The sequence below is a fragment of the Streptomyces sp. A0958 genome, from assembly GCF_004795035.1.
In the GTDB taxonomy this organism is placed as follows: Bacteria; Actinomycetota; Actinomycetes; order Streptomycetales; family Streptomycetaceae; genus Streptomyces.
The window spans coordinates 118,098-136,053 of sequence record NZ_SSBK01000003.1 but is presented as its reverse complement, the minus strand read 5'-3'; the positions used below and the strand labels follow the sequence as shown (position 1 = coordinate 136,053).

At 71.1% G+C, this 17,956-nt stretch carries 13 protein-coding genes, 2 tRNA genes and 3 pseudogenes; 5 read left to right on the top strand and 13 right to left on the bottom strand.

What is annotated here, in order from left to right:
- Positions 1-77: 77 nt before the first annotated feature.
- Positions 78-4,709: a PAS domain-containing protein gene (locus tag E6P78_RS04185; RefSeq protein WP_136202123.1), complete on the bottom strand. Its 4,632-nt coding sequence runs from the start codon at positions 4,707-4,709 to the stop codon at positions 78-80.
- A 213-nt stretch (positions 4,710-4,922) separates the two neighbouring features.
- Entirely contained in the window at positions 4,923-5,381 is a 459-nt protein-coding gene (locus E6P78_RS04180; RefSeq protein ID WP_136202122.1) for an SSI family serine proteinase inhibitor, read from the bottom strand.
- Between the two features lie 196 nt (positions 5,382-5,577).
- Here E6P78_RS04180 and E6P78_RS04175 point away from each other — a divergent pair.
- Positions 5,578-5,668 (top strand) — tRNA-Ser (locus tag E6P78_RS04175).
- A gap of 183 nt (positions 5,669-5,851) precedes the next feature.
- Positions 5,852-5,924, top strand: a tRNA-Arg gene (locus tag E6P78_RS04170).
- Positions 5,925-6,006: 82 nt separating this feature from the next.
- On the opposite strand, the gene E6P78_RS04165 is transcribed toward E6P78_RS04170, so the two are convergent.
- The 6 genes and pseudogenes from E6P78_RS04165 to E6P78_RS04140 all read right to left on the bottom strand — a co-directional run bounded on the left by E6P78_RS04165 (position 6,007) and on the right by E6P78_RS04140 (position 9,425).
- Positions 6,007-6,273 (bottom strand): tyrosine-type recombinase/integrase, encoded by a 267-nt coding sequence (locus E6P78_RS04165; RefSeq protein WP_240799042.1) that lies wholly within the window; start codon positions 6,271-6,273, stop codon positions 6,007-6,009.
- Positions 6,274-6,464: 191 nt separating this feature from the next.
- Positions 6,465-7,330, bottom strand: a pseudogene (locus E6P78_RS04155) (GNAT family N-acetyltransferase).
- 88 nt (positions 7,331-7,418) lie between these two features.
- Entirely contained in the window at positions 7,419-7,583 is a 165-nt protein-coding gene (locus tag E6P78_RS32660) for a hypothetical protein (RefSeq protein WP_168712558.1), read from the bottom strand.
- Positions 7,580-8,722: a radical SAM protein gene (locus tag E6P78_RS04150; protein ID WP_136202296.1), complete on the bottom strand. Its 1,143-nt coding sequence runs from the start codon at positions 8,720-8,722 to the stop codon at positions 7,580-7,582. The genes E6P78_RS32660 and E6P78_RS04150 overlap by 4 nt, the downstream gene beginning before the upstream one ends.
- 173 nt (positions 8,723-8,895) lie before the next feature.
- The gene (locus tag E6P78_RS04145; protein ID WP_136202120.1) at positions 8,896-9,225 is read right to left on the bottom strand and encodes a hypothetical protein; all 330 of its coding nucleotides are present in this window, start codon (positions 9,223-9,225) and stop codon (positions 8,896-8,898) included.
- Complete coding sequence (locus tag E6P78_RS04140) at positions 9,225-9,425, bottom strand: hypothetical protein (RefSeq protein ID WP_240799041.1); 201 nt, start codon at positions 9,423-9,425, stop codon at positions 9,225-9,227. Before E6P78_RS04140 ends, E6P78_RS04145 begins: the two co-directional genes overlap by 1 nt.
- 123 nt (positions 9,426-9,548) lie before the next feature.
- On the opposite strand from E6P78_RS04140, the pseudogene E6P78_RS04135 reads away from it, so the two are divergent.
- A pseudogene (locus tag E6P78_RS04135) lies at positions 9,549-10,897 on the top strand (hypothetical protein).
- Here the strand turns inward: E6P78_RS04135 and E6P78_RS04130 are convergent.
- The gene (locus E6P78_RS04130) at positions 10,875-11,408 is read right to left on the bottom strand and encodes an NUDIX hydrolase (protein WP_136202295.1); all 534 of its coding nucleotides are present in this window, start codon (positions 11,406-11,408) and stop codon (positions 10,875-10,877) included. The pseudogene E6P78_RS04135 and the gene E6P78_RS04130 sit on opposite strands and share 23 nt — an antisense overlap.
- 939 nt (positions 11,409-12,347) lie before the next feature.
- Positions 12,348-13,169: pseudogene (locus tag E6P78_RS04125) on the bottom strand (aminoglycoside phosphotransferase).
- 117 nt (positions 13,170-13,286) lie between these two features.
- Here E6P78_RS04125 and E6P78_RS04120 point away from each other — a divergent pair.
- The gene (locus tag E6P78_RS04120) at positions 13,287-14,501 is read left to right on the top strand and encodes a helix-turn-helix domain-containing protein (protein ID WP_136202118.1); all 1,215 of its coding nucleotides are present in this window, start codon (positions 13,287-13,289) and stop codon (positions 14,499-14,501) included.
- A gap of 124 nt (positions 14,502-14,625) precedes the next feature.
- Positions 14,626-14,964: an ATP-binding protein gene (locus E6P78_RS04115; RefSeq protein WP_136202117.1), complete on the top strand. Its 339-nt coding sequence runs from the start codon at positions 14,626-14,628 to the stop codon at positions 14,962-14,964.
- A gap of 225 nt (positions 14,965-15,189) precedes the next feature.
- On the opposite strand, the gene E6P78_RS04110 is transcribed toward E6P78_RS04115, so the two are convergent.
- Genes E6P78_RS04110 through E6P78_RS04100 form a run of 3 tightly spaced genes read right to left on the bottom strand, consistent with a single transcriptional unit; the run spans position 15,190 to position 17,714 of the window.
- Complete coding sequence (locus E6P78_RS04110; protein WP_136202116.1) at positions 15,190-15,939, bottom strand: alpha/beta fold hydrolase; 750 nt, start codon at positions 15,937-15,939, stop codon at positions 15,190-15,192.
- Positions 15,940-15,967: 28 nt separating this feature from the next.
- Entirely contained in the window at positions 15,968-16,153 is a 186-nt protein-coding gene (locus E6P78_RS04105) for an acyl-CoA carboxylase epsilon subunit (RefSeq protein ID WP_136202115.1), read from the bottom strand.
- Position 16,154: 1 nt separating this feature from the next.
- A complete protein-coding gene (locus tag E6P78_RS04100; RefSeq protein WP_136202114.1) occupies positions 16,155-17,714 on the bottom strand; it encodes an acyl-CoA carboxylase subunit beta in 1,560 nt (519 codons plus the stop codon).
- Positions 17,715-17,956: the final 242 nt, after the last annotated feature.

Here is a 17,956-nt window from a genome sequence, read left to right as displayed (position 1 = left end):
GAGGGCGGTACGGGGTCTTCCCGCACCGCCCTCGTCGTATGCGTCTGAGCGGCCGTCGGACCGCGGTTGTACGGCGGTCAGTTCGTGCCGATCTTCGCGAGCAGGTCGACGATGCGGGACTGCACCTCGTCGCTCGTCGAGCGCTCCGCCAGGAACAGCACGGTCTCGCCGGAGGCGAGCTTCGGCAGCTCCGACTGGTCGATGCCGGCCGAGGTGTAGACGACCAGCGGGGTGCGGTTCAGCTGACCGTTGGCGCGCAGCCAGTCGACGATGCCGGCCCGGCGGCGGCGTACCTGCATCAGGTCCATCACCACCAGGTTCGGCCGCATACGGGTGGCCAGCGACACGGCCTCGCTGTCCGTCGCCGCGCACGCCACCTGCATGCCCCGCCGCTCCAGCGTCTGTGTCAGCGCGACCGCGATGTCCTCGTGCTCCTCGATCAGCAGGACGCGCGGCGGGTGCTGCTCGCTGTCACGCGGAGCGAGCGCCTTCAGCAGTACGGCGGGGTCGGCGCCGTACGCCGCCTCCCGCGAGGCCTGCCCCAGACCGGCCGTCACCAGGACGGGCACCTCCGCGGCCACCGCCGCCTGGCGCAGGGACTGCAACGCCTTTCGGGTGATCGGCCCGGTCAACGGGTCTACGAAGAGCGCGGCGGGGAACGCGGCGATCTGCGCGTCCACCTCCTCGCGCGAGTGCACGATCACCGGCCGGTAACCGCGGTCGCTCAGCGCCTGCTGGGTCGAGACGTCGGGCGCGGGCCAGACGAGCAGCCGGCGCGGGTTGTCCAGCGGCTCGGGGGGCAGCTCGTCGTCAACGGGCTGCGGGGAGGGGCGGTTGGCGACCTCGACCGCGCCACCGGGACCGTCCAACGGCTCCGGGCCCTCGGCCGCGCCCTCGTCGGGCGCCCCTATGGCGTACGCGCGCCCTTCGGCCGCCGGAGCGGCGAGCAACTGCCCCGCCCCCTGCCCCTGGGCCGTGGTGCCGGGGGCGGGCTGGGGGACGGCGGTGGGCTGCGGGGCGGGGAGCGCGGCGCGCTCTTCGTGCGCGGGCTCGGGCTCGGGCGGCGCGGCGAGCTTGCGCCGCCGGCCGACGCTGCTGGTGCCGCCCAGGGTCTGGTTCTGCTGGTGGGCGATGTGCTGCGCGAACGGCACGCCCTGCCCGAGCGTACGCACGCTGAACGCCCGCCCCTGCGTCGAGTCCGGCGACCCCGGCATGGGCGCCTCGGCTGGCAACGGCTGCCGCCGCGCGTCGGGCGCGGGGGCCAGGGGGCGGGGGCGGGCCGCGAGGTGGGGGAGCCCTTCGGGGACGGCGCCCGTGTCGGTGACCGGGTCGTTGACGGGGGCTTCGCCGGGGGCGGCTGCGGTGCCGGTGACGTGGGCGGTGGGGGCGACGGGGGCGGCGCCCGGGAGCTCAGGCTCGGGGGTGGGGGGTGCGGCGGGCGCGGTCGGTGCGGCAGGTGCGACGGGCCCCTGGCCGGACGCGTCGCCCTGGCCCCAGGCGCCGGGCTGGGCGGGCGGCGCGGGGGGCGCGAAGGGTTCGGGGTGCGGGGCGGGGGCGGGCTGGGCTGCCTGTACGGGCGCCTGCGCGGCGGGAGCGAGGGGCGCGTCCGGCGTGACAGGGGCACCCGGAATCGGGCCGTCCACGACAGGCGTACCGGGCTGCGCTCCGAGCACGGGCTGCGCACCGGCGTGCGCCGGCAGCGCGAAGGGCGCGGGCTGCCCCTCCTGCGGGCTGCTGTCCCCGCGACGGGCGCGGCGCCGGCCGGTCGGGGCGGGAAGGGCCTGAGCCGCCTCGGGCGGGACCTGAGCGTTCTGCGGCGGGGCGGGCTGGGCCTGAGCGTTCTGCGGTGGTACGGGGGCGTGCTCCGGCGCACCGGAGAGGGCGTCGAGCCCCCCGGCCATACCACCGAGCGCCCCGGCACCACCCTGGGACGCACCGGCGCCGCCACCCTCGGGCGCACCGGCTCCACCCCCCGGCGCACCGGACACCGCACCAGCCCCCTGCGGCGCGGCAGCCACACCACCGAGCCCCGCAGGCAGCGAACCGTCCACCTCACCACCGGCCGGAACCACCCGGTCCGCATCGGCGGGCGGCAACGCGAAGGGGACACGCGGCCCGGCCTGCTCGGCAGCGGCGGCCCGCTCCTGGGCGACGGCCAGCGCACGGCGGGCCCTCCGGCCGGTCGGCTGCGGCGCCGGTGCGGGCGGCTCCGACGCGGGGGCCACCGCACCGGGAGCCGTGTGGCCCGCGTCGTCCAGGTTCGAGAACGCGGCGGGGGCCGTGGACTCGACGGCGTCCACGGCAGCGGGAAGCGCCAGCCGGTTCTCCTCGCCCGGGCGCCCCCGATGACCCCGGCGGCCGCCGGACGCGACCGGGACCTGCGCCTCGGCCGGGACGCCCTGCGGCGGCACGGTCTGCCCGCGCTGCGGCCGGCCACCGGCACCCTGCGCACCCTCGGCGGCGGTCACCACGGACCCCTCCGAGGGGACGGCCGAAGCGGCAGGGGCGGCCGAGGGCAGCGCGAGGGCCTGCCCCGGCGCCTGGGCGACTGCCTGGGCCCCCGTCTCCGCAGGGCTGGGCCGCCCGCGTCGGCGGCCGGAGCCTTCGGCCTGCTGGGCGGGAATGAGTTCGTTCGGGGCCACCTCGGGCGCCGGGGCGGCACGGCGCGCACGCCGGCGCCCGGTCGGCTCGGCCGCGCCGGTGTCTCCGGGCGCGGCTTCGAGCTCGCCGGTGCCGTCGGACCCGCCCACGGGGCTCTCCAGGAAGGCATCGGTGGAGGAACGACGCGCCCGGCGCCGCCCCGGCCCGGCCTCGGGAACCTCGGGCGCCGAGGGCACAGACGGAGCAGCCGGCACAGACGGAGCCACCGGCACAGACGGAGCAGCCGGCACCGAGGTCACATGCCCCGCATGACCGGCATCCGCAACGGGAACAGCCGCAGGCCCGGCAACAGCCACAGACTCAGCCCCAGGCACATCAGCAAGCGGCACATCAGCAAGCGGCACATCAGCCCCAGGAGCAGGCGCCACGGTGGGAGGCACGACAGTCCCCGAACCCGCCCCGATCGGCACCTCAAGCACGTACGCACTGCCGCTCATGCCCGGCATCTCGTGCGTCTGGAGGACACCGCCGTGTGCGCGCACGATGCCGCTGACGATCGGCACGTGCACCGGGTCGCCTCCGGTGTACGGACCGCGTACTTCGATGCGTACGACGTCACCGCGCTGGGCGGCGGCGACCACGATGGTCGAGTCGACGTAGCCGCCGCCGGGCATGAGCCGGGCCTTGCCGGTCGAATCGACGCCGGCGACGTCCGCGACGAGGTGGGCGAGGGCGGTCACCAGGCGTCCGGCGTCGACCTCCGCCTCGATCGGCGGGGCGTGCACCGCGAACTGGGCGCGGCCGGGCCCGATCAGCTCGACCGAGGCGTCGACGCCGGCTGTGACGACACTGTCGAGCAGCACCCTGGTCTTGACGAGGGCTTCCGCGCCGCCGTCGAGGCGCTGGTAGCTCAGCACGTTGTCGATGAGCGTCGTCATACGCGCGTAGCCCGCGGCGAGGTGGTGCAGGATCTGGTTGGCCTCGGGCCACAGCTGGCCGGCCGGGTCGGCGGCGAGCGTGGACAGTTCGCCGCGCAGCTCCTCCAGGGGGCCGCGCAGGGACTCACCGAGCACGGCGGTGAGCTGGGCGTGCCGGGCGGTGAGGTCGGTCAGCCGCTCGGTCTGCTTCTCCAGCTCGGAGGCGTAGCGCTCGGTGCGGTCGGCCAGTTCGGCGGCGTGCGCCTCGGTCAGGGCGGCGATCTCGGCGGCGTGCCGTTCGGCGAGTTCGGTGACCTCGGCGGTGTGGCTCGCGGTCAGCTCGGCGACCTCGGCCTTGCGCTGGGCCTCCAGCTCCTCGTACGGCCGGCGGTCGGTGAACGTCATGACGGCGCCGACGAGCTGGTCGCCGTCGCGGACGGGGGCGGTGGTCAGGTCGACCGGCACCTGTTCCCCGCTCTTGGACCACAGAACCTGCCCGCGCACGCGGTGCTTGCGCCCGGACTTCAGGGTGTCGGCGAGCGGGGACTCCTCGTACGGGAACGGCTCGCCCTCCGCACGCGAGTGCAGGATCAGCGGATGCAGCTCCTGACCGCCGAGGTCGCTGGCGCGGAAGCCCAGGATCTGCGCGGCGGCGGGGTTGACCAGGACGACCCGGCCGTCCGTGTCCGTACCGACGACGCCTTCGGCCGCGGCGCGCAGGATCATCTCGGTCTGGCGCTGCGAGCGGGCGAGTTCGGCCTCGGTGTCGACGGTGCCGGAGAGGTCGCGCACGACGAGCATCAGCAGCTCGTCACCCGTATAGCCGCCGTACGAGCCCTGGACGTCGTTGTACGCCGCCTGCCCGTCCTCCAGGCTGGCGCTCGTCACCTCGACGGGGTACTCGTTGCCGTCGGTACGCCGCGCGGTCATCCGCGTGGGCTTCGTACGGCCCCGCTCGTCCGCAGCCTCCGGCCGACGCATCGACCCCGGGATCAGCTTGGAGTCGAACTCCGGCAGCAGATCGAGCAGTCCGCGACCGACGAGCGCGGTGCCCGGGGTCTCGAACATTTCGAGGGCGATGGTGTTGGCGTTGACGACCGTACCGTTGCAGTTGACGAGCAGAAGCCCGTCCGGAAGGGCGTCGAGTATGGCTGCGAGGCGAGCAGCGCCTCGAGATGGCCTGCTGCTCACGACGACGCTTCCTCCCTGATTACTGCACCTTGCCCGACAGCGGCCCCATCTTGCCCCTCGGGCCTCAGGCTGTCACTGAAGGAGTCTAAAGGCAGGGGAGGGGCACGAGGCTGCGGATGAGGGGGAGCTCTCACCAAGGTTTGGTGCATACGGTGTACGACTCCGACCCTCGCCGCGCCCCGCGGAGGCCCCGACACCAGGGCTCGGGGCAGCTCACCGCACGTTCGGCAGCACCGGTCGCAGCCCCTCCCAGCGCGCGATCTCGCATCCGTTGGTCCGCTTGAACGAGGCGTTGACGTCCCGCCCGTGCCAGGTCCCGGTGACCCGGGCGGTGGCCGGCCCGCCGTACTGCATCGTGCACATCGCGTCCCCGGGCACCGGGGCGAACGGGTCCGCCCCCTCCCCCTCCAGCTGCCCCAGCCGCTCACAGGCCTGCCCCGCGACCGGGTGGCTACCCCTGGCCGGGCCGCACTCCAGCTCGTACGTCCCGTCCGCCTCCGGGTTGCCCGACCCGGCGACGACCACGGTGAGCCGGGTGCCCGCGTCGTCGTTCTGGAGGAGGGGCAGCGAGAGGGGGAGCGGAAGGGGCCCGGCCGCGGCGGTGGCGGCGGGCGCGGCCGCGGTCAGCGTGGCGAGGGACGCGACAGCGGTGAGGGCGAGACGGCGCATCATGCGGACTCCTGTGACCGGTGAACCTGCGGAGGGCGGCGCCCTCGCCATGCCTAACGCTCCGCACGCCACGGCGTTGCGCAACCGAACCGCTTTGCCCTCTTGGCCGACTGCCTAGTACCGTAGGCCGCGATTGGTGGCGCAGCGTGCAGCTGTGTCATCATCTGCACGCACCACCCGCGCTCGCGCGGGGTGTGCTGGAGGCGTCGCCTAGTCCGGTCTATGGCGCCGCACTGCTAATGCGGTTTGGGGTTTACCCCCCATCGAGGGTTCAAATCCCTCCGCCTCCGCCCCACCACCGAAGCCCCGAGCCACTGGCCCGGGGCTTCGGTCGTTCCCGGGCGCGTTCAGGGCGCCTTCCTGGTGTTCGCGCAGGTCAGGCGAGGTGTGGCTAATGGATTTCGCGTCCCGGCGCAGGTCATGTAATGTTGTTCTCGCAACGCGGACGGGGCAGAAAAGCCCAGGAAGCACAAGCACTCGTAGCTTAACGGATAGAGCATCTGACTACGGATCAGAAGGTTGCAGGTTCGAATCCTGCCGAGTGCACAGCAGGCCAGAGGCCCCCTGGACATCGTCCAGGGGGCCTCTGACATCAGCGGGTGACATCAACGCGCCCGGAGAGGCGCTCTCAGTCGCCCGACGCGTCCTCCTCCGACCCGCCGTCAAGGTCATCGAGATTCAGCGCGTCGTCCATGCGCTCCGCAGCCGCTCGCAGCGTCGTGTCCATCACGTGCGCGTAGGTGTCGAGCGTCATGGTGATGGTGCTGTGGCCGAGCGTCTCCATGATCGTGCGGGCGTCCACCCCTCGTGAGAGCAGGAGCGAGGCGCAGGTGTGCCTCGGGTCGTGGACCCTGACGCGCCGTACGTTCGCGTTCCTGCACAGGATCGTCAGCATCCGGTTGAGGCTGCGCGGGTCGATGACCCTCCCGGTCAGGACCTAACCACGGCCGGTGACTACATCGAGATGACGTCCCGGTTGACCGAACCGGTCCTACTCGGTCTCGCCGCCCTCGCCATCCGAGGACGCGTCAAACGTGGCAATTAATGCACGCGGTGCCCGCCTACTGTGGCGGTCTCCGCTGGCGGCTACGCCCGTGTCGTGTGGCTGAAGCCGAGGGAGGTCAATCCTTCGGCCTGGCACAGCCGGTCAGAGGGGCCGCCGACCTCGGTCTGGAGGAGTTGGTAGGTAGCGCCGTGGGACTGGCCCCAGTGCATCGCCGCCCGCCACAGGATGCGCCCCAGGCCCTGGCCTCGGGCCTCGGGCAGGACGGCGAAGTACTGGGGCATGAGCTGGGGGCAGCCGATCGCGTCGGGGCGTACTTCCATGGGGCCGATCGCGCCCACGATGCGGTCTTCGATGGCGGCGGCGAGGACCGGGCCGCACCGGTCGGCCTGCATCTGGGTGCGGAGGAAGGCCAGGCCGTCGCCCGCCATGGCCTCGGCAAACGGCGCGAAGGTCTCCTGCACGGCGGCCGACCAGGTGGTGACGGGGCGGACCGGGCCGTCCGGGGCGGGGTAGGGGTCGGCGGTGAAGTCCTTCAGCTGGATGCGGGTGCCGCGCGGGTGTGCGGTCTCGGGACCGAGGGGGCGTACGACCCGGGCGTTGACCATGTCGTGCCTGGCGGCGAGCTTGGCGGCCAGCTCGGCGGCTTCCTCCACGACACTGTCGCGGAGCCCGTAGGCGAAGACCTTCACAGTGCCGCGTCCGCGCCGGGTCAGGGTGGGGATGAGGGGTGCTCGGGCTGGTGGACCACGTCCTCGCGGAGGACTTTCTCGTCCTTCTCGCCACCCCAGCGCCGGTCCTGGTCATAGGGCAGGAAGTCCCCGGTGCCGGCCGCTCGCAGGACGTCCTCGAACATGCTGACGGTCAGGGCGGTGGGGTGGATGGGACCGAGAGTGGGCACGATCGGCGCGGTCAGTTGGTGCCGGAGCCAGTCCCAGCGGAAGAACATGAGCGGCACCCTAGCGGTGGGACGGGCAGGGCTCAGGCCCCGACGCGAGTACGCCGGGGCCTGAACGGAGTTGACCGGATCGTGTCGGTCAGTGGGGGTTGTCGTCCCCGGCGTCGCAGGAGCACTCCGCGCTCTCCACGATCACGTCGAGGTCCTGGACGGCGGTGATCGACGCGGTCGCGACGGGCGGGGCCGCGCGGCGGGCCGAGGCTGGCGGGCCGGTGAGGATGGTCACCGGTACGGGCGGGGTCATGAGGCGTTCTCCTTGTCTCCGTGCTGGCAGTAGCTGTGCAGCGGCGCCTTTGCCTCCTGGTAGTGCTTGGCCAGGGGGCGGCAGACCCGGCAGGTGCCGGACAGGGCGCAGCCCTCGCACCCACCGGTGCGAAGCATGAGGCGGTCGGCGATGGCACCGAGCCGGGTGAGGCCGTCGATGCCTTCGGCCATGAGGTCGATCTGGTCGTCGCGGCCGACCTTGCAGATCGAGACCTTGGCGTGCGGGTCGGCGTGGAAGAAGGTGTGTCCCGCGTTGCAGCCGGCGAACGGCTTGCGCTGCCGCAGGTGGTCGGCGGACTGGGCGAGCAGCGGTTCTCCGCCGCCGTAGATCGTGGGCGTCATGTTCGTGTACGCGTGGTTCTCGACGTTCCACTCGTCGGCCAGGGCGGCCATCTCGTCGGCTTCGGATGCGTTGTCCTCGGTCACCACGACGTTGATGCGCAGCGGCAGGCCAGCCTCACGGGCGGCGTCCATGCCGCGCCGGAACGCCTTCCACGCCCCGCGGCGCTGGGTGAGCGTGTCGAAGGACTCCTCGCTCGCCCCGTACATGCTGACCACCAGCCGGTACGGCGGGCAGTCGCGGAAGAGCTTGAGGAGGTCCGGCCGCCAGAGCAGCGAGCCGTTGGTGGAGATGGTGAGCATCATCCCGGCCTGCCAGGCGTACCGGTAGGCGCCCTGGAAGTGAGGGTCCATGGTGGGCTCACCGCCGGTGATCTGGAGCCAGAGGACACCGGCCTTGCGCATGATGTCCAGCAGTCGCACCTTGTCCTCCCAGCCGAGGCCGGAGAACGGGCGCTCGGCGAGGTAGCAGTGCTTGCAGCCGAAGTTGCAGCCGAGGTTGATCTCCCAGGAGGCCCGGCAGTAGCCGTACGGGGACGGCTGGCGTACCAGTACGGTGTCCTGCGCGGGGCGGGCGCCCAAGTCCAGGTCCCACAGGTCGGCGGCGGTCTGCACCGCCCAGGCGGTAAGCGACTCACCGTCGGTGGCGGCCTGGCGCAGGCCCTCGTAATGGTCGGCGGAGATTCGGGCGCCGGCCCTTGCTCCCGGCTTGAGGAGAAGGTGCCCGTCGAGGAACGGGGAGGCGATCAGAGCGTGGGCTCGGTGGCCCTCCTTCCGGATCACGGAGCGGGGCAGCACAGGGGACTCCTGGCGGCCGGCGCGGCAGTGGATCTCGCCCAAGCCGTTGCAGGTGCCGCAGGTCGTGCCAGACGAGTTGGCGCCGCTGCCACCGCAGTCCCCGCACTGTTCGTTGCGAGGCGAGCGAGGACGCCGGGTCTTGTGCGGGCTCGCGATCAGCTGGTGCACGAGACCTCCTCCAGGGCGTCTTCCCAGGTGTGCTGCTCGGCGTGGTCGGCGAACAGACAGCAGCCCTCACTGTCGGGCCCCGGGGCGGCCACCGGGCAGTCCGGCAGCACGACGAGTTCCGCCTCGTCCGTCCCGTGCCAGCGGAGCCACAGCGCGGTCCCGTATGCGCCGGCGTCGGTGAGGAGACCGAAGTGCTCACCCTCGCCGTGCGCGGATAGCTGGCACTGGACGGCCCGGTCGATGTACGGGGCGGTCGACTTCTCCCGCGCTTCCCTTGCCAGGTCGAGGGGCACCCGTCGCCAGTGTGCGCAGCGCATCACGACACCGTCCGGAAGGACGCGATGGCGTTCCGGGCCTGCTGCGAGCACTGGGGGCAGACGCACGGCGGGTAGCGGCCCGGGTTCTCCGGAACCACCGGGTTCTCGCCCACGCGTACCTCTGTGCGAGGCCCCCACGTCTGGCCGGAGTCGCGGGAGACCCGCAACGTCATCCGTACGTCGTCCTGTCCGTTCGCCATGGCCAGGAGCATCGCGATCCGCAGCCCCGGCCAGAAAGGCCAAGCGGATTACCCAACTTGGATAACATCACCCTCGGTTGACCAAGTGCAGCGAGCCGTAACCCTCATGCCGGAGCGTGCCCGATGCCTGAGCCATCTCGCTCGAAGGAACTCCCGGTCAGCCTGCTCACGGACCCAGTGATGATCGAGGCATGCCAGGCCAGAGACTTCGGCCGCATTTTTCAGCTGGTCAAGGCACGCGCAGGCATCTATCCGTCGATGATCGCGCGCCGCTGCGACCTGACCCCGAGCCGCGTGGGCGAGGTGATCGCCGGACGGCGGCAGTTGCTGCACATGGACGTGATCGAACGGATCTCGGACGGACTACGCATCCCCGGACACATGCTCGGCCTTGCCCGACGCTCCTGGGAGACGCCGCCCAGCCTGACAGCCACGCACCGCGAACCGGCCGAGGTACCGGCCCCCTCAGCCGTCGAACCACTGGCCGCCGGACTACCGGGGGCGGACGTCGACAGCATCCTCGCCCTGGCGGCCGAGCGGGATCTCAGCGCCTCGACGCTGGACGCGCTGCATTCGTCGATCGCGGACTACTGGCGCCGGGACGACGAGCACGGCGGCGAGACCTTACGGCCGGCGGTCGTCGGCCAGCTCCGCTATGTCGTCGATCTCCTCAAGGAGCAGCGTCCGGCTCCTCTGCGGGACGGCCTGCACAGCATCGCGGCCGAGCTGGCCCGGCTCACCGGATGGACGTACTTCGACGCCCGCCAGTACAACCAGGCACGCGCTTACTTCACCGAATCCCTCGGCCTGGCCAAGGCCATCGACGACCGCCAGTTCATGGCCAACGTCCTCGCCTGCATGAGCCTCCAGGCCACCTACCAGGACAAGCCCGGCGACGCCCTCGCACTCGTCACGGCCGCCCAGGACCAAGCCCGAGCGGCCGCGGGGACGACACCGCGCGTGCTGGCCATGCTCGCGATGCGCGAAGCCTTCGCCCACGCCACCCTCGGCCACCACGGCGCGACCCACACCGCGATCTCGGAAGCCCACACCCACTTCGGACGGATCAGCACCGGTGATCCGGACCCGGCCTGGGTCGCCTACTTCGATGAGCCGAAGCTGATCGTGGACACCGGCATCGCGCACGGTCGCCTGGGCGAAGCCGCCCTCGCCGAACCCCTCATCGCGGACGCCCTCCGCCGAGAGCACCAGACGAACCACCGGGGCCGCGCCTTCCACGCCTTCTGGCTCGCCCGCACCCAGCTTCAGCGCGGCGAACTCGACGAGGCGTGCCACACGGCCATGGACGCCCTGGCCCCGGCGGCGGCCGTCAGCTCTCAACGAGTCGCCGGCCACCTCCGGGAGTTTTACGAACAGCTGGAGCCCTTCCGCCGCGAACCGGCCGCGGTGGCGTTCGAGTCCCGGCTCCGGGAAGTGCTGCCCGTCAGGTCAGCGGATCGCCTCGTCCATGAGCACATACAGCAGTCCGACCAGGGAGCCACTGCTGACGATCTCACGACGGTCGATCATGCCCCGCACATCGGCCAGCGGGATCCACTCGATCCGGTCCGACTCGTTCTTCTCAGTCGGCGGGCCCTCATACATCGCCCCATCGGCCCGGAAGACGTGGTGCTGGGAGTCGGTGATGCCGTTCGCAGGCTCGGCGTAGATCAGCGGCTTGATCGGGCCGGGCCGCCAGCCGGTCTCTTCCAGCACCTCACGGGCCGCCGCCGCGGCCGGCGTCTCGCCCTCCTCCACCAGACCCATGGGAAGCTCCCACGCCCAGGCGTCCGTGATGAAGCGGTGCCGCCACATCATCAGCACCTCGCGCCGCTCGTTGACCGCGGCGGCCACGGCCAGGTGCCGGAGCTTGACGACGTGGTGCTCCCAGCGGTTTCCGTCCGGCGTCTCGACGTCGGTGAGCCACAGGTTCACCCAGCTGTTCTCGTAGATCGGACGTTCACCGTGGATCTTCCACTGCATCGCTGCGGCCCCTCTCGATCGACCTCCAGCATCGCAGAACGAACCTCGAAAGCAGCAGAGTTCGGCGACTTAGCGTCAGTCTGACGCATAGGGGCGGCGTCCGTCCCCCGCAACGCTCGGTGGCACAGGTTCGTCGTGTGCTGATCGTTCCTGTATGGCTTCGGCGACCTTGGCTTTGATCACCTCACCGGGAGGGGTGTCCGATGAATGACACTTCCTCCCGGTTACGGTTCAATCTCAGGTCGCGCGCCGTCGCTACCCCCGCGCTGACGGGAATGCGGCGACTCGATGAGATCCTCCAACTCGAACAGAGTGGGCTCCCGCGTCCTTCTAACAAGGCCGGACGGAACGGGCGTACTCAGTCCGGCCACCAACAGGTGACGAACTGAGATCACGCCGGCGCAGCGACTCAGGGTGGTGCGCCCGGATGCAGGCCGGGGTCTTCCCTTTATGCGTGGGTCACAGGCCCATGGGTGCTCTCCCACAGAAGAGGCGCGGCAAACTCCTGGGCCGTCACCGGACAACCCAGAACGGGCCCAACTGGGCCCCACCTCCAGCACCCTCGTGGGTGCCCACTGCCACCGGGCTGCCGCCCGGCAGCCAGCACTCCAGCGCCAACTCGCGCTCCGTAAAGGCGAGTCATCTGTTTGGGTGGTGCCTCAGGACACCTGCGTCTTTGCGGCGTGACGGCAGCGGTGACGGCAACGTCGACACACGGTGCGGGTGGCCGCTACCGTGAGCGGCAAAGACTGGAGACGCCCGGGGCCTCCCCTCGTGAGGTGCCCGATCCTTCGGATCAGGAGGTTGCAGGTTCGAATCCTGCCGAGTGCACAGCAGGCGAGAGGCCCGGACGAAAGTCCGGGCCTCTCGTGTTTGTCGTGTGCGCAGCGGTACGCGGAAGCTTTCGTACAGTGTCCTCGCCCCGAACGAGGGTTCAGTTCAAACAGCTTTGCGGTGTGCGTGCCAGGTGGTGGCGGCGGTTGCGAGGCGCAGGGTCCACGGGGCGGGGTCGGCGGTGCTGATTTCGGACCAAACGTTGGCGTTGGCGGCGGCGAAGGCGGTAATGCCTTCGGCGGGGGCGGTGTGCCAGGAGGGGATCTCGGTGGCCCAACGTTCGGCCGATGCGGGGGTGTGACCGGCGGCGATGAGCCAGATGACCCAGTAGCCGGCGTCGAGCCAGGCCGCTCCACGGGTCGCCCAGGCCCAGTCGACCAGGCGCACTCGATCGCCCTGCGGGGCGTGGTCGTCCACGAGGACGTTGGCGTTGTTGAGGTCGGTGTGGAGGAGGTGCGCCCCGGCGAAGAAGCGGAGGTCGTCGGGATGGGCGACGTAGCGTTCCAGGCGCTGTTCAGCGTGGCGCAGTTCGATGCCGGGACAAGGGGTTTCGCCCAGGCGGCGCAGGAGGGCAGCGACTTCGGGGAGGTCGGGGGAGCGGGGGGCGTAGTTGGCCTGGTGTCCTTCGAGGGCTTCGAAGGAGAGAAGATCCCAACCGGCGGTCTCGACGCGCCAGCGGAGTGCGGGGCCCTGACTCGTGAGGAAGGGAGCGACGGCGGCTTCCCGGCGCTGTGTCCAGGCGCGGGGATGGTCGGTGCGCAAGCCCTTGACGTGTCAGGTGCCCGTGGCGGAAGTGACGCGGGCCGCGATCTCGCTGTTGAAGCCCTCGGCTGTCTCCTCGATCGAGAGGAGGGGGCCGGTGCGTTCTTCGATGGCGGCGCGTGCGGCGTGCGGCAGCCGTGCGAGATCGATGCGGGTGGTCACCATGGGGCTTCACTCTTCCACGGGTGTGGGTGAATGGGGCTTATTAGCAGCAGACTTCGGTGAATTGGGCTCTTCTTCCGGCTCCCCTCCAGGCCAGCCCCTCGGGCGTAGCGTGGCTGCGTGGCTAACGAAGACCTGGGACGGACTCTGCGTCGCTTGCGACGTCTGGCCTCCCTGACGCAGGAAGAGCTGGCCGAACGGGCCGCTGTGTCCGTTGATGTGATCCGGCAGCTTGAACAGGGGCGGAAGCATTCGGCACGCCTTCCCACGCTGCACGCGTTGGCGAACGGCCTTGGTGTGGAGCTCACTACGCTTCTTGGCGATCCGCCCGCTGTGTCCTCCTCCGGGGAGAACGACGGGCCGCGCTTCGTGGCTGTGCGGCGGGCCATCATGCCCGCGCTCGGGGGGCCGGTGCCGGAGCCGCCCGGGGCCGGGTTCTCGTTGGATCAGTTGCGCGAAAAGATCGCGGCGGGATGGACGCAGTACCACTCCGCTGAGTTCGACACGGTGATGCAGGCGCTGCCGGATCTCATCGCGGATGCGCGTACGGCCACTGCTTCGGCCGATGGAGAGGTGCGGCGCGCCGGGTTCGGTGCCTTGGGCAAGGCCCTTCAGCTCGCCGGGCATGTTGCCGTGCGGATGGGGAAGACCGACCTCGCGCTGATCAGCCTGGAGCGGGCAATAGACGCTGCGGGAAAGTCCGGAGATCCCTTGCTCGTGCCGATGATCGTCAACTCGACTGCGTGGACATACCAGCGGCAGGGGAGGCTGGACGACGCGTTGGGTATCGCGCTTCGCCATGCCGAAGGCTTGGTGGGCGCGGGCCGGCTCGACGCCGCCGACGGACTGAAGGTGTGGGGCGCGCTGACCATGAGCGCCGCCACGTCCGCCGCGCGGAGCGGGGACTACGAGCGTGCGGCGGCGATGATGGAGGCGGCGGAGAAGGAAGCGGCGCGCGTGGTGAAGCTGCCGCACGGTGGTGACAACCGGATGGTGAGTGTCTTCAGTCCGTCTTCCGTTCGCATCGAGCGTGTTCGACTTGCCGTTCAGTACGGACACCCGCAGGACGCCCTGTCCCTGGCCAAGGGGATGCGGTTGAGCAAGGACACACCGCCGTCCTGGCGTACGTGGCTGCTCCTGGACGTGGCACGCGCTCACACGGACCTCGGCGACGCGGTCGGCGCCGTAAAGGCCCTGGAGTCCCTGCGTCGTGTGGCTCCCACGTGGATGCAGCACCACACGTTGGCCGTGGCCATCGTCCGGGACCTTTGGACACTGCCCAACCATCCAGCTGGACTGCGGTCGTTGGCGGAGTTTCTGGGGATCTGCGAATAGCGTGGTGAAAGTGGGACGTGGCGTCCCTGTCACCACTTCTCGCATGTCGCTTACATGAGCGGACAGCGCCCCGGCGGCCGTGCGACCGGCCCCGGGGCTTGCCGATGTGAAAGAGCGGACCGACATGCCGCAACCTAAAACGCCGCGCCTCACTGACGCCGCCCTTTCCTGCTGGGGCTTGGAGGAGTTGGCCGACGACGGCGCCTTGATCGTGACCGAGCTGGTCGCCAATGCCGTGCAGCATGCCCGACAGGATTCCATCCGGGTGGTGGTGGAGCGCACCGCGGCGCGGAAGGTGCGTGTGGCTGTCACGGACTTCTCCCGGGCGCGGCCCGTGGAGCGTCGGGCGGGTGACGAGGGCGGGCGCGGCCTGTTACTGGTGGCGGCTCTGGCGGTTGACTGGGGCACGGACGAGCGCTGCTGGGGCAAGGTCGTGTGGGCGGAACTGGAGGGGCACGAGTGACCACCGGAGGGAGCCCCGTCCGTAGCCACGCCCGAGCCCACCTGTCGCAGTTGATCGACATGTTCGGCACGGATGGTTGCCTGCGGGTCACCGTGATTCGTGAACCCGCGCCAGACGTCGAGGGTGAGGCGGAGGAAGACGAGCAGGCCTGAGTGGCGCGGGGAGCGGTGAAGCCCCGGCCGGTGAATTCACCGGGCCGGGGCTTTCCCTTCGTCCGTGGTCCTCCTACGCGATCCGCTCCCGGACCAGTTCGATCACCTGCATCGCATGGTCGTTCAGGTAGAAGTGGCCGCCCGGGTAGCTGTGGAAGGTGCAGGCCGCTGTGGTGTGGGTGGTCCAGGCGGCTGCTTCGGTCTCCGTTACCTCGGGGTCCTCCGTGCCGTTCAGGACCTCGATGGGGCAGGTCAGGGGTGGGCCCGCCTGGTAGCGGTACGTTTCTGCGGCTCTGTAGTCGGCGCGGATGGCCGGGAGGATGGAGCGGAGTAGTTCCTCGTCGGCCAGGACCGCCGGGTCGGTGCCGCTCATGCGGCGGATGGTGGTCAGGAGTTGGGCGTCGGGGGAGGCGTGGACGTGTTCGTTCTCGCGGTGGCGGGAAGGGGCTCGGCGGCCGGAGGCGAACAGGGTGACGGGGGTCGTGCCGGCCGCCTCCAGGCGGAGGGCCACCTCGAAGCCCAGGGTCGCGCCCAGGCTGTGGCCGAAGAGGGCCACCGGGCGGTCGCACCACGGGAGCATTTCGGCGGTGATCAGGTCGGCCAGGCGGCGTACGTCGTCCACGCAGGGTTCGGTGCGGCGGTCCTGGCGGCCCGGGTACTGGACCGCCACCACGTCGGCGGCCGGGGTCAGGGCGCGGGAGACCGGGAAGTAGTAGCTCGCCGAGCCGCCCGCGTGGGGGAGGCAGAAGAGGCGTACCGGGGCGTGTTCGGAGGGGTGGAAGCGGCGTAGCCAGGTTGTCGCGGGGCGCGTTGAGGTGGTCATTCCGGGGTCTTTTCCTTACGCAGTCGGGTCACGTCGCGGTCCAGGTGCCTGGTGGGCGCCAGCCGCGGGCCGGGCCCCACGTGGCCCGGGGCGGGGAGCTCTCAGCCATCGGTTCCTGGGTGCTCCTCGCCGCGAGCAGGACCAGGAGGACGGCGGCCAGTTCTGTCGTGCTCGGGGTGCCGCGCTCTACGCGGAGGTGGGGGTCGGCGGCCATGTCAGAACGGGGGGTTGCCGTGCTTGCGTTCGGGCAGGGGCACGTGTTTGGCGCGTAGGACGTCGAGGGCGTCGGCCAGCACCTGGCGGGTGGTGGAGGGGTCGATGACGTCGTCGACCAGGCCGCGTTCGGCGGCGTAGTACGGGTGCATCAGCTCCTGGCGGTACTGCTTGACGCGCTGGGCGCGGGCCGCTTCCGGGTCGTCGGCGGCGGCGATCTCGCGGCGGAAGACGACGTTGGCGGCGCCCTCCGCGCCCATGACGGCGATCTCGTTGGTGGGCCAGGCGAAGGACAGGTCGCAGCCGATGGAGCGGGAGTCCATGACGATGTACGCGCCGCCGTACGCCTTGCGCAGGATGACCTGGACGCGGGGGACGGTGGCGTTGCAGTACGCGTACAGGAGTTTCGCGCCGTGGCGGATGACCCCGTTGTGCTCCTGGTCGCTGCCGGGCAGGAAGCCGGGGACGTCGACCAGGGTGACGAGCGGGATGCTGAACGCGTCGCAGGTCTGCACGAAGCGCGCGGCCTTCTCCGAGGCGTGGATGTCGAGTACGCCGGCGAGGGAGGCGGGCTGGTTGGCGACGATGCCGACCACGTGGCCGTCGAGGCGGGCCAGGCCGCAGATGATGTTGGTCGCCCAGTGGGCGTGGACCTCGAAGAGGTCGCCGTCGTCCACGATCTCCTCGATCACCGCCCGCATGTCGTAGGAGAGGTTGGGGTCGGCGGGGACCAGGCGGGACAGGGTGTCGCCGGGGCGGTCCACCGGGTCCTCGCAGGCCGAGGAGGGCGGGAGTTCGCGGTTGTTGGCGGGGAGGAGGGAGAGGAGGTGGCGTACTTCCTCCAGGCATTCCTCCTCGGTGTCGTACAGGAACGCGCTCGCACCCGAGACCGTGGAGTGCACCTGCGCGCCGCCGAGGTCGTTGTGCGTGATCTTCTCGCCGGTGACGGCCTGCACCACGTCGGGGCCCGTGATGTACATCTGCGAGATGTCGCGGACCATGAACACGTAGTCCGTGAGCGCCGGGGAGTACGTCGCTCCGCCCGCGCACGGGCCGAGCATCACGCTGATCTGCGGGATCACCCCGGACGCGGCCACGTTGCGGCGGAAGATGCCGCCGTACCCGGCGAGTGCGGTGACGCCCTCCTGGATACGGGCGCCCGCGCCGTCGCTGAGCGACACCAGCGGGGCGCCCGCCGCCAGGGCGAGGTCCATCACCTTGTGGATCTTCTGCGCGTGCGCCTCACCGAGGGAGCCGCCGAAGATCCGGAAGTCGTGTGCGTACACGAACACCTTCCGGCCGTCGACCTGGCCCCAGCCGGTCACGACGCCGTCGGTGTGCGGCCTGCGGTCCTCCAGGCCGAACCCCGACGCGCGGTGGCGGCGCAGCTGTTCGATCTCGCGGAAGGTTCCCGGATCGAACAGCAGGTTCAGCCGCTCACGCACGGTCAGCTTGCCCCGCGCGTGCTGCGCCTCGGTGGCGCTCGGCGAAGGGCCCAGCTCCACGGCCTCCTTGATCGCTCCTCGTTCGGCCACTCGGACACTGACATCGGCAACGGTCATGCTCCACCCGTCTCTCGGCCATCGGGCCCGCCGTTGGCGGCGCCCTGGGCAGTGCGTGCCATTGAAGGGGCCGGGGGCGTGCGCGGAGAACACCGACCACCCCCCTGACCGCGCCCCGACCCGCCGGGACCCCGGCCCAGCAGGCATCTCGTCGGCCACAACCCCTGCCACCGGCGGTTTCGCGGGGGCGTGGACGGGCGGCGTGCAGGGTCAACACCTGGGGGGATAGGGGTGTCGCCGCC

Coding starts and splice junctions, on each gene's coding strand:
- E6P78_RS32660 (WP_168712558.1), bottom strand. CDS start 7,583: ATGACCCCGCCCGTACCGGTGACCATCCTCACCGGCCCGCCAGCCTCG.
- E6P78_RS04100 (WP_136202114.1), bottom strand. CDS start 17,714: ATGACCGTTGCCGATGTCAGTGTCCGAGTGGCCGAACGAGGAGCGATC.
- E6P78_RS04145 (WP_136202120.1), bottom strand. CDS start 9,225: ATGCGCTGCGCACACTGGCGACGGGTGCCCCTCGACCTGGCAAGGGAA.
- E6P78_RS04140 (WP_240799041.1), bottom strand. CDS start 9,425: ATGGCGAACGGACAGGACGACGTACGGATGACGTTGCGGGTCTCCCGC.
- E6P78_RS04105 (WP_136202115.1), bottom strand. CDS start 16,153: ATGGCCGCCGACCCCCACCTCCGCGTAGAGCGCGGCACCCCGAGCACG.
- E6P78_RS04115 (WP_136202117.1), top strand. CDS start 14,626: ATGCCGCAACCTAAAACGCCGCGCCTCACTGACGCCGCCCTTTCCTGC.
- E6P78_RS04110 (WP_136202116.1), bottom strand. CDS start 15,939: ATGACCACCTCAACGCGCCCCGCGACAACCTGGCTACGCCGCTTCCAC.
- E6P78_RS04130 (WP_136202295.1), bottom strand. CDS start 11,408: ATGCAGTGGAAGATCCACGGTGAACGTCCGATCTACGAGAACAGCTGG.
- E6P78_RS04180 (WP_136202122.1), bottom strand. CDS start 5,381: ATGATGCGCCGTCTCGCCCTCACCGCTGTCGCGTCCCTCGCCACGCTG.
- E6P78_RS04165 (WP_240799042.1), bottom strand. CDS start 6,273: ATGCTGACGATCCTGTGCAGGAACGCGAACGTACGGCGCGTCAGGGTC.